Origin of the sequence: Duganella phyllosphaerae, from assembly GCF_001758785.1 — a bacterium.
GTDB lineage: Bacteria > Pseudomonadota > Gammaproteobacteria > Burkholderiales > Burkholderiaceae_D > Rugamonas > Rugamonas phyllosphaerae.
The window spans coordinates 1-15,728 of record NZ_LROM01000092.1 but is presented as its reverse complement, the minus strand read 5'-3'; the positions used below and the strand labels follow the sequence as shown (position 1 = coordinate 15,728).

The following is a 15,728-nucleotide window of genomic DNA, read 5'->3' as shown; positions in this document are numbered from 1 at the left end:
TGCTTGTTTCGCAATCGGGAGACGGGCGTGACGCCCCTGCGTGGTAAAATCCGGCCCACGTAATGCACGTCGCGCAGTTTTTCTGCGGATATCACCCCCGAAAGGAAAAAAAATATGAAGAAACTTATTTCGTTGTTGGCCATCTCGGCTGCCTTTGCAGGTTCGGCATTCGCGCAAACCGCGCCTACCGCGCCACCTTACGCTCCTGTGACCCAGGACATCAAGGCTGCCACCCCTAAAAGCGCCTACGTGCAAGATGCACGCGGTGTGATCGTGCGTGATCCGTTCGGTCTGTGCTGGCGCACCGGCTACTGGACGCCAGCCGATGCCGTGCCAGGTTGCGACCTGCCACTGTGCGTTGAGCCAGAGAAACTGGAAAATGGCAAATGCGTAGCACCGCCACCACCACCAGCTCCTGCTCCAGCACCAGTACAACCAGCTCCAGCACCAATGCCAGCACCAGTGCCAACCGCACAAAAAGTGAGCTTCGCAGCTGACGCGTTCTTCGACTTCGACAAATCGGTCCTGAAACCAGAAGGCAAGTCGAAACTGGACGAAGTGACCTCGAAACTGGGCGCCATCAACCTGGAAGTCATCATCGCTGTTGGTCATACCGACTCCGTTGGTTCGGACGAGTACAACCAGAAGCTGTCGGTACGCCGCGCTGAAGCCGTTAAAGCCTACATCATCTCCAAAGGCGTTGACGCAACCCGCGTATACACCGAAGGCAAAGGCGAGAAACAGCCAGTAGCCGACAACAAGACTGCCGAAGGCCGTGCGAAGAACCGTCGCGTGGAAATCGAAGTCGTTGGCACCAGCAAGTAATATTCGCTGAGCGTAGTACCCCGGTAAAAAAACCCTGCTTCGGCAGGGTTTTTTTTCGCCCGCACGGCAAAACCTGGGGTCGGACCCTGTACAGGGTCCGACCGCGTCGGATTGCGGGGTTGTCGGCTAGAATAGCGGCAACCCTTTTCATGAAAGCCGCACCATGAACGCCGATCCCTTAGAACTGCAAAAATTTTCCGACCTGGCTCACCGCTGGTGGGACCCCACCTCCGAATTCCGCCCGCTGCACGAACTGAACCCGCTGCGTCTGGAGTGGATCAACGCCCGCGTGCCGCTGGCCGGCAAGAAGGTGATCGACATCGGTTGCGGCGGCGGCATTCTCAGCGAATCGATGGCGCGCAAGGGCGCCGACGTCACCGGCATCGACCTCAGCGAAAAAGCGCTGAAGGTGGCCGACCTGCACAGCCTGGAGTCGGGCGTGCAGGTGCGCTACAAGCTGATCGCCGCCGAAGACATGGCCGCGCAGGAGCCGGGCCAGTACGACGTGGTCACCTGCATGGAAATGCTCGAACACGTACCCGATCCGGGTGCCATCGTGCGCGCCGCCGCCACCCTGGTCAAACCGGGGGGCCACGTGTTCTTTTCCACCATCAACCGCAATCCGAAGTCCTACCTGTTCGCCATCATCGGCGCCGAGTACGTGCTGCGCTTGCTGCCCAAGGGTACCCACGACTACGCCAAGTTCATCACGCCGTCGGAACTGGCGCAGTACGTCCGCAGCGCCGGGCTCGAAACGCGCGCCATGAAAGGGCTGACCTATAACCCGCTCACCAAGATCTATTCGCTCAATGACGACACCAGCGTCAATTACATGATCGCCACCACCCGCCCACTCGACTGACCTCAATGACCACTGCCCTAGCTGCCCTGGCTGCGCCGCGCGCCATCCTGTTCGACCTCGACGGCACACTGGCCGACACTGCGCCCGACCTGGCCGCCGCCGTCAACCTGCTGCGCACCACGCGCGGCCTGGCGCCGTCCGATTACCAGTTGCTGCGCCCTACCGCCTCGGCCGGCGCGCGCGGCATGATCGGCGTGGCCTTTGGCCTGACGCCCGAGGACGACGGCTACCTGGCGTTGCGCGACGGCTTCTTCGACAACTATGCAGCCAACATCGCCGACCGCAGCACGCTGTTCGACGGCGTGCCGGAACTGCTGGCCGGTATCGAAGCGGCCGGCGTGCAATGGGGCGTGGTCACCAACAAGCCCAAGCGTTTTACCGACCCGCTGCTGCCGCTGATCGGCCTCGATCACGCGGCCTGCTCGATCTCCGGCGACACCACGGCGCACGCCAAGCCGCACCCGGCGCCGCTGTTCGAGGCGGCCGCGCGCCTGGGCCTCGACCCGCGCGACTGCTGGTACGTGGGCGACGACCTGCGCGACATCCAGGCCGGCAAGGCCGCCGGCATGCCCACCATTGCCGCCGGCTGGGGCTATTGCGGCCCGCACAAGCCGCTGGACTGGCAGGCCGACCGGGTGCTGAACGACCCGCTCGCGCTGCTGGCGTTGATGCAGGAATCGTTGTAGAAGTTGCGTATTTTTTCAGCAGTGTCGAAAAACTGTTGATTTGCATGGAAAGCAGGGGTAGCCTGCGTCTTGCTGCGTAGAATTACTGATTGGTAATCTAATAACTAGAAAGCAGCGAGACCTTTTAACCTACATTCCAACATCATGACTCTTACCGAGCTGGCTGCCCCAACCCTGCGGCCTCAAGCGGAGCAAATCGCCGATTACACGGCATACCTGCCCGAGCGCCATACCGCCCCGCAAAGCTGGTACGCCAGCGTGGCGGACGCCAGGCTGCACTGGTATGACCTGATCGCCGGCTTCCCCGAGCGTCTCGACATTCACGACCCGATCGGCCGCTACCAGCGCCGCATGCAGTTCGAGCTCGAAGCGATGGCATCGCGCCACCACCTGTTCTTCGCCCTCACTCGGCCGCAGGTGCGCTTCGATCCTGCAGCGGCCATCCAGTGGGGTTTCTTTTCGCTCAAGCTGACCTTGCCGCTGCTGGTGGGCCAGGCAAAAAAGCGCGACAGCATCACCTTCGAGCTCACCGTGCCGTTTGCCGCCACGCTGAAAAAGCCGACCGTCAAACTGACCGCCAATTTCGTCACGCTCAACTGGGGCGGACTGGTGGAGGCCTACTCGGTCCACGATATCCTGCAAGCGCACGCGCCGGACAAGGTGCCGTGCGAGGTGGTGTACGTGGGTCAGACCCATGATCCGGAAGCGCAACTGGCGCGCGCGCAACTGCCGGCGCTGCAAAAGCTGCACGCCAAACACAAGGAAGACTTCGACACCCTGCTGCTGGTGCAGCAGTTCGACGTCAAGGTCAACTGCGCCAGCGGCGACCCGGCCGAACTGCCCCACAACGCCCATCCGCGCGCCGCCGCCGTACTGCAAGGCGAGCGCATGGACTTGCTGGAAGCGGCGCTGATCCGTCATTTCGAAGGCACCGCCGCCGAGACGCGCAGGCCGGCCGAACGCCAGGCGCGGCGCGAGCGGGTCACCGCTGTGCAGCAAGCCAACAACCTGGTGCAATTCACGCTCGACCTGGAGTGGCCGGAAATGGGCGCGTATGACACCATCGGCTCGGCGCTGGCAGCTGCGGCGCCGCGCCACCTGCTCAGTTGCTTTGTCGCCGACGACGACGTGGTGGTGTCGCGCATGACGCCACCGGCGCCTGCCGGCGGCGCAAAAGTGAAGCGCCAAGTGTGACATTTTGGAGATTGCTGGATAGAAATAAGTCACGGTAAGGTCTATACTGGCCAATTGAGCTGACAGACTGGAGCATCCACATGACGAGCGATTTACCCGACCAGGTCGCCGGCGAGGACGATCAAGAGCCTTCGCTGGAAGAACTGGGCCTGGTAACGCCGCCGGAGGATGCACCCGAACCGTTCAACGATCTGCTGACGGCACCCGAGGCTTTCGACGACCTGCTGCCGCTGCTGCCCCAGCGCAGCAGCGCGCCGCAAACCTGGCGCGTGACCGTCTCCGACGCCAAGTACCACTGGTACGACCTGTTTGCCGGTTTTCCCGAACGGCCCGACATTCGCGACCCGGTTGGCCGCCAGCTGCGCCGTATGCAGTTCGATCTCGAGGCGACCATGGAAAAGCGGCTGATCTATTTCGTCATCAACCGCCCCATCGTGCGCTTCGATCCAACGCGCACCGTGAGCTGGGCGTTTTTCTCGCTCAAGCTCACCGTGCCGATCCTGGTCGGCAGCGAAGGCAAGCGCGCCACCGTGCAAATGGACCTGGAAGTGCCGTTTGCCGCCACCCTCAAGAAGCCGGTCGTGAGCATGACCGACCGCTTCATTACGCTCAACTGGGGCGGCCTGGTGGAGGCCTTCTCGATTCACGAAGTGCTGCAGCGTTACGACCATAGCCTGAAAATTCCCAGCAAGGTGCAGTACGTGGGACAAACCAAGGATCCGGCCGGGCGCCTGGTGCGCGCGCGGCTGTCGGCCGTGCAACGCATCCACCACAACAACAGCGAAGACAACGACCTGCTGCTGCTGGTGCAGCGCATGCAGGTGGAAGTGCTGTGCGACGACGGCGACCCGGGCGACCAGCCGGTAAACCAGAACGCGGTGGCGGCCGACATGCTGCTCAAGGACCGGGTGGACGCCATCGAATGCGCGCTGATCCGGTATTTCGAGGGACCGATCATGCAGGGACGCACCAGCCGCGAGGTGGACGTGCGGCGCGAACGGCTGCGCGAGATCGAGGCCAGCAACCACCTCGAGAGCGTACGCATCGATTTGCGCATCGCCGACGACAACCCGTACAACGATTTGTATTCGGTGGCCGCGCCCGCCTCGCGCGCGCATATCTTCGATTGCACTTTCAATGATGGCGCGGTGATGACCACCCCGGTGCCGCAAGCCGTGCCCGGCAAGGCACGCGCCTGACGAACCCGCCGGCGCAAACATGCATACCGGGGCGCCGGCAGCCCGTCGTGCAGCCTCCCGGCAACCCCGTGTATAAGCCTGAGTGGATTTCAGGCTCGCAGCGGCGGAAAGGGTTGGACTGTGGTTGGCTGGATAAGTTCCACAGGCCTGGAATTCAGGGGAGCGGTGGCTTGATATTGACCAAAGATATTTTCGCGGATGCTGTCACAAACCGCGGCGGTTAGCCGTCTATGATCCAAGCCCACTCGTTCGCGACAACCATGACCGACGCCAACACCTTCAACACCCTGCGCCCGCGCCTGTTCGCCATCGCCTACCGCATGCTGGGCATACGCGCCGATGCCGAAGACGTGGTGCAGGACGCCTGGCTGCGCTGGCACGGCAGCGACCAAGCCGCCATCCAGTCACCCGAAGCCTGGCTGGTCACCACCACCACCCGGCTGGCGATCGACTACCTGCGCGGTCGCCAGGCCGAGCGCGCCACCTACATCGGCTGGTGGCTGCCCGAACCCATTGTCGAGCTCGATGAACGCACGCCCGAGACCAGCGCCGAGATGGCCAGCGACGTCTCGATGGCCTTTCTGTGGGTGCTCGAGCGCCTGTCGCCCGAAGAGCGCGCCGCCTTCCTGATGCGCCAGGTGTTCGACCACGACTACGCCGACATCGCCGCCATGCTGGGCAAGACCGAAGCGGCGTGCCGGCAGATGGTGCACCGCGCCCAGGACCGCGTGCGCCAGCAACAGCCGCGCTTTGACGTTCCGAAACACACTCATCATGCCCTGCTCGGCCGCTTCATGGCGGCTGCCAAGGCCGGCGACCGCGACGCCATGAAAGCCATGATGGCCGACGACGTGCAACTGGTGTCCGACGGCGGCGGCAAGATTCGTTCCTTCATGCGCATCCTGCACGGCGCCGGCCGGGTGGCGGGCGTGTTCTGGTCGGTCGAGCACCAGCACCCGCTGCGGGTGGACTACCGCCAGGCGCGCGTGAATGGCGAGCCGGGCTTGCTGCGCTACGTGGCAGGCCAGCTGGAATCGGCGCAATCGTTCGTGATCGAGGACGGCAAGATCGCGGCGGTGCTGGTGGTGCGCAACCCCGACAAGCTTGCCAGCGTGCCCCACGCCATTTTTTAGAAGGCTGTCACAAGCGCGGTGGCTGCCGCGTCTAAGGAGCATGAGGCGCGCAATGGTGCGCCCTCCACTGCTTCGAAAGGGAACATCATGACCCAAGCCGCCCGCATCAACGATTTTTACCACGCCGCCCCCGCCAGCCTGCAGGCGATGATCGCGCTATCCACCAGCGTCAAGAAAAGTTCGCTGGGCATCCGCCTGGTGGAACTGGTCAACCTGCGCATCTCGCAAATCAACGGCTGCGGCGTGTGCATCGACATGCACTGGCGCGACCTGATCAAACAAGGCATGGACCCGCGCCACGTGAATGCGATTGGCGGCTGGCGCGAAGCCCCGCCATCATTCTTCAGCGCCAGCGAACGCGCCGCCCTCAACTGGGCCGAAGCCGCCAACGCCCTGCCCCACCAGCAGCCAGGCGATGACGACTTCGCACAGCTTAAAGCCCACTTCGACGACAACCAGATCATCGAACTGAGCTATGGCATCGCCGTGATACGCGGTTGGAACGTGATCAACGCCAGCTTGCATAACCAGATTCCCGAAGTACCGGCGCCGGGATTTTGACGGGCGTAATGACAACATATCTATAAAACTATTTATACTTATTTTAAAGACAATGCTAATATTACAATACCGCAGTGCATCATTTGCGGCACGCCAAGTACTTCCACCATAGTCTTTCAATGAGAGGTAGTCCGATGAATGTGAAACGTCTCCTGAGCCAGGTCGCCATTTCCGCAGCACTGCTGTGGACCGGGGCGGCAAACGCAGCGCTGTATCAATTCACTGTCACGGGGGACTACAGTGCCCAGTGGACCCTCGACTCGAATGTGACGCCGGACGTGTCGCAAGACGGCGTGGGTTTCCTGGTGTATGACGTGGAAGGATTCCCTGACGCGTTCTTCTCGATTGCCGATATCACCTTCTTCTCGGCGGCATCGGGCGGAGGACTGGTGATCGAAGACTTCTACCTGGGTAACCCGTTGCTGGTCACCGACGGTCCGCAACTGTATTCCGGGTCGGAAGACAGCCCCGTGTTCAAGCTGGGCACGTTCGCCCTGACCGAATACGAAGGCACGGGCGCTTACACGCTCAACGTCACCAACCTGAGCGCGGTGCCAGAGCCGCAGACGTACGCGGCCATGCTGGCGGGGCTGGGGTTGATGGGGATGGTGTTGCGCCGTCGGCGTCGGGGTTGATGGTTTAATCGGAGGGTGGTATTTGAAGCCGCGCTCTTTGGAGCGCGGCTTTTTTTCGTCCAAAAACATCGGCAGTGAGCTATCCGTGCGATGACATGCCATCCTTGGCGAGCAGTTCTCCGGCCATCTCCATTGCCTGCTCGCGTGTAGCCGCAAGCAGTAGAGGGTAGCCCCAGAACTTGGCAAAAACTATCGCAAACGCCTTGAAACCAAGACGTTTTGCCGCGTTGGGTTCAATCATGATCGCTGCCAGAACCAGCTTTCGCAATTGAACCTTGTGCTTTTTCATCCAGAGCGCGCTGCGTTTCTTTTCTTCCGGCGAGTGCTCGTGGTCTTCAGCAGGTACGGTATCGGTCAGGAGCACGAAGGGCTCTCCCCGCTGCAAATTGGCCTCGAACTCGTCGAAGTCCTTTTGGTGATCATGTCCTGGTTCTTGGGTAAAATTCATCCAGACCAAGGGGAAGTTGGAACTATTGATGGACATGGTTGTTGCCTTTGCTTTTGATGCGGCGCCAGGTGGCCGCAATGGAGAACACGCCGGGTAACGTGATGAAGAATACTGCCGAGAAGGCAATGTGCCAGCCGTCGCGCAAGCCGTCGGCGATCCCCCCGAGGGTATTGAGAACAACCATCAAACTGCCGAGGATTAGCACACCCCACTGAGCACTACGGGTTCCTATCAGTGCCAGCAGCACGGTGACGATCCAGCAACCGTAGAACGCGGAAAACATCCACAATATGTCGGGCTCGAACGTAATCGCCGGTGTCGCGCCATGCGCCCTCACAAAGTCGTTTACATAGAAGAACAATTGAAAGGTTACAAACAGCACGGCGCCGGCCGTTGTCGTCAACCAGAACAAGGCGACCTTGTTTGCGTTGGGCATGGCCAGGTCTTGGGCGGGGCTGATGGGGGACTGAAGGGGCATAGGAACTTTCTCGATAATCAATAGATGTTGGGGGCAAATCAATACCGGTAGTTCAGCGTCACCATCACGTTGCGTGGTGCGCCATAAGTGACGGTGTCGAAATCGCCCTTCTGGAGCGCGTACTTCTTGTCGAACAAATTGTTGAGGTTGACGGCCAGGCTGGTCTTCTGCGTGAACGCGTATTGCGCCATCAGTGATCCCAGCGCATAGGAATTTTGTTCCCCACCCAAGGAACTGGTGCCAGTGTTGGGCGCCTGGTAAAAGCGGCTTTGCCATTTGACGCCGCCACCGAGCGACAACTTGCTCCACCCGCCGAGCAACCGCCAGGTGGTGAAAAGCTGGGCCGTGGTGCGCGGTAGCTGCGAATTCAAGCGGACCCCAGCGCCGTCTTGCGCGGTGAAGTGGGCAATACCGGCGTAGATGTTCCAGTCACGCGCCAGCTCGCCCTGCAAGTCCAGTTCGATCCCGCGCGACTTCGTCCCATCGGCGCCTTGATAGGCCTGGGCGCCGGCTGGCGTAAAGGTTCCGGCAACCATCTGTGCCGCGTTGTCCAGTTGGGTCCTGAACCAGGCCACCGAGGCATTCAGGCGCCCGTCCAGGTACGCGCCTTTGACGCCGATTTCTCCGGTTTTTCCGTTTGACGGCGTGAGCACGTTGCCCTTGCTGTCCCGATAGTCGGTTTGCGGATTGAAGATGCCCGTGTAGCTGGCGTAGGCCGAAGAGGTCTTGTCGATGTCGTAGACCAACCCGGCATACGGTGTGAATTTCCCGTTCTTCTTGTAGTGCAAAGACGTGCCGCCGGCGGCGTCGTCGATTTCGACATTGCTGAAGCGGCCGCCGACGATGAGTTTCAGAGGGGCGGCCAGCGAAAACCGGGCTGCGCTGTATACACCGCTCTGCTTGATTCGGGTGCGGGTCGGTACCCAAGCCATGGCATCGAAGTCGGGGCGGGGATAGGCCGGGCTCAGGTCATAGACATTGACCGGGGTAAAGCCAAGAGAGAACGGCGCGGCATCCTGGCTGGCCGTGCGGCGCGAACTCGTCGCCCCCACCACCAGGTCGTGTCGGCGCCCCAGCAGTTCGATCGGGCCGCTCGCCATCACGTCGACGCTGTTTTGACGGCTGCGACCGTCGAACGCCAGTGCTACCGGATAGGCCCCGTTGGGAAAAGTGCCCAATCCCGTGGTGCGATCGGGGCGGCCGATCAGGCCTAGCAGTTCGGCACCGTATTGCGTGCGGTACTGGTTGGCGATGCCCCGCAGGTTCCAGCCGTTGTCGAAGCGGTGCTCGATCCCGGCAAATGCCGTCTTGAGGGTGTTGTCCCAATGGCTCCAGTCCTGCGCGTAGTTCGCGGAGCGGGCATACTGCGCCTGCGTGCCGTCGCTGAACCATAAAGGCATACCGCCCCAGGTGGACCCCTTCGGCGTGATGTCCTGGTAATCATAGCCCAGGCTCACCGTCGTGTCCGGTGTCAGATCCCCCTCGACGATGCCGTAGAACGCCTTCCTCTTCGGCTTGTAGCCGTCGATGTACGAGTGTCCGTCCTGGTACGTTCCCACCATGCGTGCGCGGATGCTGCCGTCCTCGCTCAACGGCGTCGAGATGTCGCCCATGCCCCGGTAGGTGTCCCAGCTCCCCTCGCCAAGCGAGACGGCTGCCGAGAATTCACGGGTAGGCCGTTTGCGCACCAGGTTGATGGCGGCCGAGGGATTGCCGGTGCCGGTGAGCAATCCGGACCCGCCGCGCACGACCTCGACACGATCGTAGAACGCCGTATCGATAGAACCGATGCCGCTTCCATTGATGATGTTGCCGACCTCGGTGGGTATGCCGTCGTACTGTACGTTGTTGATCAAGAAACCGCGCGAATAGAAACTCGTCCGGTCGCTGTCGGATTGGTACGACGAGACGCCCGTGGTGTTCTCCAACACGCCCTGCACGAAATTCAGTTGCTGGTCGTCCATGCGCTGGTGCGTGATCACCGTCACCGACTGTGGTGTTTCCCGCAGCGACAGCGGCAGGTGCGTCGCCGCCGCCGTCTGGCCCGTGGTGTAGGAGCCGGTACCTTCGGTGGTCGCCGGCTCCATACGGCCCATTACCGTGATGGCAGGCAAGGCGACCTCCTCTTGAGATGTCTCCGCTGCCCTGGTTTGTATCTGCGCTGACTCGGCGGCGAATGCGCCCTGCCCGGCAAGGAGAACCGCTGCCGCAACTGCCGAGCCCAGCACGGTGCGGGGCGGGCTCCAGGTGGCGCCCTTGGACGCCCCGTCCAGATGAGGATGGAAGGCGGCCTCTGCGCGCGCATCGATTGACCAACGGAACTTCCCAGCAGCCGTGATGATAGACATAAATAAGACTCATTTTCATTTAGATGTCTTATTTAACGATGCGGAGAAGCTGAGGAAATAGTGAAATCAGGACAGATTGTTATTCATTCAGGCCAACCGCGCTCAGTTCAAGCAATCTGGCCGTATTGAGTAATGCTTTGGCCTGATGTTACAACGCGGCCGGTTGCCAACGTGGACCGGCTGCGCCAGACCGGCGTGCCTGATAGGACAGAGGGCGGGAGACCGCTGTCGGCGGTCTCGGGGCAAGACCGCCTGCCACAGTCAGATTGAGATGCCGTCGGGGAGCAGGATGCCGGGCACGGGAGCAAGCTCCGCGCCGCTCGTGCGATCCGAGAGGTAGCGTGCCGGGGGCTTGCCCACCGCCTTGCGGAACATGGTGACGAACCCACTGGCGTTTTCATACCCCAGTTCCAACGCCACCGTTTGGACGCTGTCACCCTTGGTCAAACGTTGAAGCGCAAGAATCACATGCAGTTGCCGACGCCAGCGCCCGAAGCTCATGCCGATTTCGTGCAACAGCAGACGGCTCATGCTTCGCTCGCTCATGCCGATGCGGGTCGCCCAATCGGCCTTCGAGGTTTTGTCCGTTGGGTCGGCCAGCATCATTTCTGCGAGGCGGCGCAATCGGGGGTCGCGCGGCATGGGCAGATGCAGGTCTTCCACCGGCGCCGCCACCAATTCATCGAGCAAAGTCGCAAGCAGCCGCTCCTCCCGCCCTCCCAGCGTGTATAACTCGGGAACACCGGCCGCCTTCAGCAGCAACTCGCGCAGCAATGGCGATACCGAAATAGTGCAACAGTTTTTGGGAAGGTCCGGTGCGGCGTCAGGCTCGACAAACAGGCAATAGCATTCCGTTTCACCCGCCCCGCGTGACGAGTGGACCACCTCTCCAGGTATCCATATCGCGCACTGCGGCGGCACGATCCAGACGCCGTCTTCGATTTCGCAGGTGAGGATGCCGCGCGCGGAGTAAATCAGTTGCGCCTTGCGGTGCCGATGCCTCGCATGTTCCCAGTCCTTTGCTACCGATGTTGCGCTCAAGGCCACAACGGGGCGCGAGACGCTGTCGATGTGCCCAGATACAGAGAGATCGGTGACAGCAATGCTCGACATGATGTGCAGAACCTCGGATGAAAGATAAGGCATTGGCCTGTTTGAAAAATATTATGACCAAATTTCTTGATGCCGTCCAGCCATGTACCAGGCAGGAGGTAGTGGTTAGGGAGCACTGTCGATCGAACGGCGGAGTTGCCGGTAGCGGCATGTTGCTACTCGAGCGGCTAGGCAGATCGGCGATAAGGAGGGGGATGATTGCGCGACGGTATGGCAGCCGGCAGTTGGGCCGCAAGTCATCGGTCGAGCGCGAGCGGAGTTGCTCTCCAAAAGAAAAGGCCCGCTTGTTGGCGGGCCTTTTCTTTTACCGAGTCTTCAAGTACCTGAAAACGATGATGTCATTATGTTGTCATTCCGATGCCCTAACTGCCCAGAAAACCCCATTCACTGACCACCTAATTTTCATAACTCCTTGAATTAAAGTGTTTTTTGGTGGAGACGGCGTCAATTGAACTCATCTTACAGATTCCTTTAGAATCAATAAGTTAAGCCAATTTTCCGGGTGCGTATTTTTCAAGTTACCCTGAAAAGTACCCCGGCGATGCGGAAGTGATTGTTAGCATTCAAAACGCCACCGTTTAGCATTGCATGCACACCACGGTTTAGCATTCAGAGTCCACCGGCGATTTGCACACAGAATTAATACTGGACTCTGGCTTTATTTTTTTAAGGTGCTGAATTTCTGTTGCGACCGGCCGCTTCCGCCCCAAAGCGGACATCCCCAACAAAAGGCAGTGATCTTATGAAACCCATGTCAACCTTTCTTCGATGACTAGCCATTTGCCGCCGCGCTTTTCTAGCTGGTATACGTGGCCCGATCCATTTTCCGCGCCACGAATATATCTGCCTGTAATAACCATACTTGTATCGGTTTTCCAAGTCACGCCTTCTACCCACAGCGCTAACCCAGGGCTATTCGAACCCTTCACAACAACACCGTACCCTCCGTTGTAATCACAGTCGGACCCCTTTCGTACTTTATGACGCCCATCGTTAAGACGTTGGATCAATTCCTGCGGCGGGTCCGATCTGGTTTCTGCGGCAGTATCAATAAATTCAACACAGAAGGTATCGACACCATCTGCAAGTGCAAACTCACTACTTGTCAGCTGATAACGAACAACCGCTTCCCTGGCAGCGAGCAAGTCCTCGGGCGTACCAGCTTTTCCAGCAATCAGCAAAAGCGGTGGAAGTGCAAGTAAAAGCGCAAGTGTAATTACAAAGTAGCTGCGCAGCGTTAAAGTCGAAAACATACGCCCCTGTCTGGAAAAGTGAGCTAGCGTCCGCTCCTGGCCGGTCTGCGCCGTTCATTGAGCATCATCTCATCGCAGCTTGGAGCCATCCGGATTGACGGCTTCTTCATCGCGACGAGTAGGGTAATAGACTTTCTTGTGCTCGTTTTCGTAGAAGATAATTCCGTGAATTCCCACCGCTTGACTCTTGGGTACTCGACGTTGCCATATGGCTGTGAAGATAGCGTCCAGAACCTCAGCAGACTGCTGCTCGTATACTTCATCTATAAATGCCACGTCCGTACCTGCGGAGAAAATGAGAGCGAACTCTTCATCGGTTGCAGCGAAGATATCGTAAACCGAATTGTCCGCACCATCAAAAATCTGAATATTTTTCATTTTCGTCTTAACTCATCGCTATCTTTGACCGGCTGCTTTTGGCCGTTAACGGCTAGTCCTCAAGCAGCCAGTTTTTTGGACGCACGAAGCCAATAAGGTCCGCCGACATCTGTTCAAAAAAGTGGCGGAACACCTCTGCATTTTCGACCTGCTGGCGCTTTTCCACGTAGCTGAAAGGCGGCACGGAAACCAAGTGGTAGTCAGCAGTTTCTGCCCGTGCCATAGTCAAAAATGTTCCGTCTGCATCGCTTGCGATGCACCATTTCAATTGAGTGCACGCACCGAGAAGCAGTCCGAACGCAAAACCTAAGCCCGATATCGCCACGTCATCTGTCGCGCGGCCAAATTCTTTGTCCTGACGCCACCGAGTTCTCAGAAAATCCACATAGATTGGAGTAACTGGAAAAGCGTTGGCTACGTCAACGTGAGGGGTATATCGAGCATTCAGCGCGAGTAAACTCGGCAGGTTCTCGGTCCGCAAACGGTCGAACTCTCCTGCATCGAGCTGGCGGTCAATCGTGAATCTGTACGCATCTGAATTCATCGGTAAGTAACTCAGTTCAATTAATAAAGACGTCTGCTCTTGGCCGAACGCGGCCCTCGCCTCTGCTACCGTAGTCTGATGAAGCCGACTGGAGTGCCCAGTATGACTGCGCCCGAGCCGGGCCCGGTAGTATCGTTTACATACTCCGAGCTTGAACCAGTAGCATAGTCTCTTCCCAGTCTAGCTCGGACTGCTGAGATGTAGATGGTAGGACTATCGAAGCCGCCATCCGCGCTCTCGACCAAAATCTCATCTTGGTCCTCATACTTGGAAAGGAGCTTGAGTAGCTCGATTTTCTTCAAGATGCTCTCTCAAATTTTAACGGCAGCTTTTGGCCGAAAGCGGAAGCTTTTGGTCGCTTGTTGCCATTGTTGACGCTTACCACCCCATTACGGGTATTTGGCTAAATATCACTGTCGAAGCCAAAAGCACGCGCAAGCTTATGCCTATTGAAGTAAAAATAAAATAGAAAGATTGCGATTGTCGGTAATGCAATAAAAAGCAGCGCATCCTCGCGCCTTATTTCAAATTTCCATTTAGCAATTGCGGCAAGAACCGTCCCCCAAAAAAAGGATGCACTCAGCGAACTCGATATAAGCACTACCCATTTTCTGATCCGCTCGAAGTATCGTCGCCTTGGTGACTGAGGTTCGAATTTTTCCAATTTAACTCCGATGCTCTAGGCAACCAATTGTTAATTTCAACGTCTGCTCCTGGCCGTTCTCGGCCGGTCGCGCCAGCATAGCATGCTGTCGTTGCGATAAATCATGGTCTGCCCCGACACGCCGTTGTTTCCCTTAAGCCGACCTTCCACGCATGTTCTCAAACTCACGAACATAGTGCTCGGTAGGAAGAGCAGTCCCTGCTTCTTTAATCTCCCCAGTCAACTTGCTCACCATAAGTGGGGCATTTCCACCTAACGCATATATGTAGTTACCAGTGGCTACGAAATCCGCCGAGTTATAGAAAAAAGCGAAAGTCGCTGATGTCTCCAATGAAGAAGGCAGCAAGACTAGCTTCTCCCCCCATTGTTGTGCTAACTGAAGCAAATACTGCTGGGCAAGCCCACGACACTCTACATCGCTAAGCATTTGGTCTCCTCGGTAACGACTGCTCCTGGCCGGAATGAGCCGCTCAATTTATGCTCTGTCGTACTCCGCCAGAGCCGCGTTAATTTGGGGCCGAGTGAAGCGTTCTTCCGGTGATGGCGAGCGTATCTCATCGGGGTAGAACTCACCTGCATCGAAAGCCAAAAATACCGCGAATAGTAAGTCCGGAATCTCCACATGTTGTGAAGCGAATCCGAATAATACGTTTACCAGGTTATCACCGGCCTCAAAGTCTACACGGCCAGCAGCATACTGCCTAGCTAGCTCAAGAGCACACCCATCTAGTCGTTCACCCATCGGCAGCTTTGATGCTGCGCAATAAAGAGCGATATCATCGAGTGTGAGCATTCTTTTTGCCGCCTCTTGAACTAATTCCTGAAATTCCATATTTTCCAAAGTCAAAGGCAGATAGATAAGCGGCAGCTCTTGGCCGGTTTGTGCCGTACATTGAGCATCATCTCATCGCAACTTGGAGCCATCCGGATTGACGGCTTCCTCATCGCGACGAGTAGGGTAATAGACTTTCTTGTGCTCGTTTTCGTAAAAGAGAATTCCCTGAATTCCCGCCACTTGACTCTTGGGTACTCGACGTTGCCATATGGCTGTGAAGATAGCGTCCAGAACCTCAGCAGACTGCTGCTCGTATATTTCATCTATAAACGCCACGTCCGTACCCGGGGAGAAAATGAGAGCGAACTCTTCATCGGTTGCAGCGAAGATGTCGTAAACCGAATTGTCCGCACCATCAAAAATCTGAATATTTTTCATTTTCGTCTTAACTCATCGCTATCTTTGACCGGCTGCTTTTGGCCGGTTGTAGCCGTAGGGCGAACGGCTGCTTGTGGCCGGTACCGGCCCATGGCGTTCAGGATAGCAGCTTGCCCTCCTGCAAAGCTCACAAATTGTTACCCTGGGCCGGAGCCGCCCCAAAGCGGAAGTTCGCTTTATCACCCTATGTGCGA

The 15,728-nt window shown here is 58.4% G+C and carries 18 protein-coding genes; 8 read left to right on the top strand and 10 right to left on the bottom strand.

What is annotated here, in order from left to right; all coding sequences use genetic code 11:
- Positions 1-114: 114 nt before the first annotated feature.
- From ompA to DUPY_RS15880, 8 genes are all read left to right on the top strand, one after another.
- Positions 115-825, top strand: a complete 711-nt coding sequence (gene ompA / locus DUPY_RS15915; RefSeq protein WP_070249381.1) for an outer membrane protein OmpA — start codon at positions 115-117, stop codon at positions 823-825.
- A gap of 163 nt (positions 826-988) precedes the next feature.
- Positions 989-1,687, top strand: coding sequence for a bifunctional 2-polyprenyl-6-hydroxyphenol methylase/3-demethylubiquinol 3-O-methyltransferase UbiG (ubiG, locus tag DUPY_RS15910; protein ID WP_070249380.1), 699 nt, complete (start codon positions 989-991; stop codon positions 1,685-1,687).
- A 5-nt stretch (positions 1,688-1,692) separates the two neighbouring features.
- Positions 1,693-2,373, top strand: a complete 681-nt coding sequence (locus DUPY_RS15905; protein ID WP_070249379.1) for an HAD family hydrolase — start codon at positions 1,693-1,695, stop codon at positions 2,371-2,373.
- Positions 2,374-2,517: 144 nt separating this feature from the next.
- Positions 2,518-3,567, top strand: coding sequence for a hypothetical protein (locus DUPY_RS15900; RefSeq protein ID WP_229255391.1), 1,050 nt, complete (start codon positions 2,518-2,520; stop codon positions 3,565-3,567).
- An 80-nt stretch (positions 3,568-3,647) separates the two neighbouring features.
- A complete protein-coding gene (locus DUPY_RS15895; protein WP_070249378.1) occupies positions 3,648-4,766 on the top strand; it encodes a hypothetical protein in 1,119 nt (372 codons plus the stop codon).
- A gap of 230 nt (positions 4,767-4,996) precedes the next feature.
- Positions 4,997-5,899, top strand: a complete 903-nt coding sequence (locus DUPY_RS15890) for an RNA polymerase sigma-70 factor (protein ID WP_070249377.1) — start codon at positions 4,997-4,999, stop codon at positions 5,897-5,899.
- 87 nt (positions 5,900-5,986) lie between these two features.
- Positions 5,987-6,460, top strand: coding sequence for a carboxymuconolactone decarboxylase family protein (locus DUPY_RS15885; protein ID WP_070249376.1), 474 nt, complete (start codon positions 5,987-5,989; stop codon positions 6,458-6,460).
- A gap of 134 nt (positions 6,461-6,594) precedes the next feature.
- Positions 6,595-7,095, top strand: coding sequence for a PEP-CTERM sorting domain-containing protein (locus DUPY_RS15880; protein ID WP_070249375.1), 501 nt, complete (start codon positions 6,595-6,597; stop codon positions 7,093-7,095).
- A gap of 79 nt (positions 7,096-7,174) precedes the next feature.
- On the opposite strand, the gene DUPY_RS15875 is transcribed toward DUPY_RS15880, so the two are convergent.
- The 10 genes from DUPY_RS15875 to DUPY_RS15835 form a co-directional block, all read right to left on the bottom strand.
- Positions 7,175-7,579, bottom strand: a complete 405-nt coding sequence (locus DUPY_RS15875) for a hypothetical protein (protein WP_070249374.1) — start codon at positions 7,577-7,579, stop codon at positions 7,175-7,177.
- Entirely contained in the window at positions 7,566-7,979 is a 414-nt protein-coding gene (locus DUPY_RS15870; protein ID WP_229255390.1) for a hypothetical protein, read from the bottom strand. The genes DUPY_RS15875 and DUPY_RS15870 overlap by 14 nt, the downstream gene beginning before the upstream one ends.
- An 80-nt stretch (positions 7,980-8,059) precedes the next feature.
- On the bottom strand, positions 8,060-10,369 hold the full coding sequence (locus DUPY_RS15865; RefSeq protein ID WP_070249373.1) for a TonB-dependent siderophore receptor: 2,310 nt from the start codon (positions 10,367-10,369) through the stop codon (positions 8,060-8,062).
- Positions 10,370-10,630: 261 nt separating this feature from the next.
- Entirely contained in the window at positions 10,631-11,482 is an 852-nt protein-coding gene (locus DUPY_RS15860; protein WP_070249431.1) for an AraC family transcriptional regulator, read from the bottom strand.
- 740 nt (positions 11,483-12,222) lie between these two features.
- Complete coding sequence (locus DUPY_RS27945; protein ID WP_141749562.1) at positions 12,223-12,735, bottom strand: hypothetical protein; 513 nt, start codon at positions 12,733-12,735, stop codon at positions 12,223-12,225.
- A 69-nt stretch (positions 12,736-12,804) separates the two neighbouring features.
- Positions 12,805-13,113 carry a DUF8220 family protein gene (locus DUPY_RS15855; RefSeq protein ID WP_070249372.1) on the bottom strand — a complete coding sequence of 103 codons (309 nt, stop codon included), beginning with the start codon at positions 13,111-13,113 and terminating at the stop codon, positions 12,805-12,807.
- A gap of 52 nt (positions 13,114-13,165) precedes the next feature.
- Positions 13,166-13,657 carry a hypothetical protein gene (locus DUPY_RS27940; RefSeq protein WP_141749561.1) on the bottom strand — a complete coding sequence of 164 codons (492 nt, stop codon included), beginning with the start codon at positions 13,655-13,657 and terminating at the stop codon, positions 13,166-13,168.
- A gap of 403 nt (positions 13,658-14,060) precedes the next feature.
- Positions 14,061-14,321 carry a hypothetical protein gene (locus tag DUPY_RS27935; protein WP_141749560.1) on the bottom strand — a complete coding sequence of 87 codons (261 nt, stop codon included), beginning with the start codon at positions 14,319-14,321 and terminating at the stop codon, positions 14,061-14,063.
- 475 nt (positions 14,322-14,796) lie between these two features.
- Complete coding sequence (locus DUPY_RS15840) at positions 14,797-15,153, bottom strand: hypothetical protein (RefSeq protein WP_070249369.1); 357 nt, start codon at positions 15,151-15,153, stop codon at positions 14,797-14,799.
- Positions 15,154-15,225: 72 nt separating this feature from the next.
- A complete protein-coding gene (locus DUPY_RS15835; protein ID WP_070249368.1) occupies positions 15,226-15,534 on the bottom strand; it encodes a DUF8220 family protein in 309 nt (102 codons plus the stop codon).
- Positions 15,535-15,728 lie beyond the last annotated feature (194 nt).

Excerpts from the sequence above, each read along its gene's own strand:
- DUPY_RS15870 (WP_229255390.1), bottom strand. The coding sequence starts at position 7,979 with ATGCCCAACGCAAACAAGGTCGCCTTGTTCTGGTTGACGACAACGGCC.
- DUPY_RS15895 (WP_070249378.1), top strand. The coding sequence starts at position 3,648 with ATGACGAGCGATTTACCCGACCAGGTCGCCGGCGAGGACGATCAAGAG.
- DUPY_RS15890 (WP_070249377.1), top strand. The coding sequence starts at position 4,997 with ATGATCCAAGCCCACTCGTTCGCGACAACCATGACCGACGCCAACACC.
- ompA (WP_070249381.1), top strand. The coding sequence starts at position 115 with ATGAAGAAACTTATTTCGTTGTTGGCCATCTCGGCTGCCTTTGCAGGT.
- DUPY_RS15865 (WP_070249373.1), bottom strand. The coding sequence starts at position 10,369 with ATGTCTATCATCACGGCTGCTGGGAAGTTCCGTTGGTCAATCGATGCG.
- DUPY_RS15840 (WP_070249369.1), bottom strand. The coding sequence starts at position 15,153 with ATGGAATTTCAGGAATTAGTTCAAGAGGCGGCAAAAAGAATGCTCACA.
- DUPY_RS15885 (WP_070249376.1), top strand. The coding sequence starts at position 5,987 with ATGACCCAAGCCGCCCGCATCAACGATTTTTACCACGCCGCCCCCGCC.
- DUPY_RS15835 (WP_070249368.1), bottom strand. The coding sequence starts at position 15,534 with ATGAAAAATATTCAGATTTTTGATGGTGCGGACAATTCGGTTTACGAC.
- DUPY_RS15880 (WP_070249375.1), top strand. The coding sequence starts at position 6,595 with ATGAATGTGAAACGTCTCCTGAGCCAGGTCGCCATTTCCGCAGCACTG.
- DUPY_RS27945 (WP_141749562.1), bottom strand. The coding sequence starts at position 12,735 with ATGTTTTCGACTTTAACGCTGCGCAGCTACTTTGTAATTACACTTGCG.
- DUPY_RS15860 (WP_070249431.1), bottom strand. The coding sequence starts at position 11,482 with ATGTCGAGCATTGCTGTCACCGATCTCTCTGTATCTGGGCACATCGAC.
- DUPY_RS15855 (WP_070249372.1), bottom strand. The coding sequence starts at position 13,113 with ATGAAAAATATTCAGATTTTTGATGGTGCGGACAATTCGGTTTACGAT.
- DUPY_RS15900 (WP_229255391.1), top strand. The coding sequence starts at position 2,518 with ATGACTCTTACCGAGCTGGCTGCCCCAACCCTGCGGCCTCAAGCGGAG.
- DUPY_RS15905 (WP_070249379.1), top strand. The coding sequence starts at position 1,693 with ATGACCACTGCCCTAGCTGCCCTGGCTGCGCCGCGCGCCATCCTGTTC.
- DUPY_RS27940 (WP_141749561.1), bottom strand. The coding sequence starts at position 13,657 with ATGAATTCAGATGCGTACAGATTCACGATTGACCGCCAGCTCGATGCA.
- ubiG (WP_070249380.1), top strand. The coding sequence starts at position 989 with ATGAACGCCGATCCCTTAGAACTGCAAAAATTTTCCGACCTGGCTCAC.
- DUPY_RS15875 (WP_070249374.1), bottom strand. The coding sequence starts at position 7,579 with ATGTCCATCAATAGTTCCAACTTCCCCTTGGTCTGGATGAATTTTACC.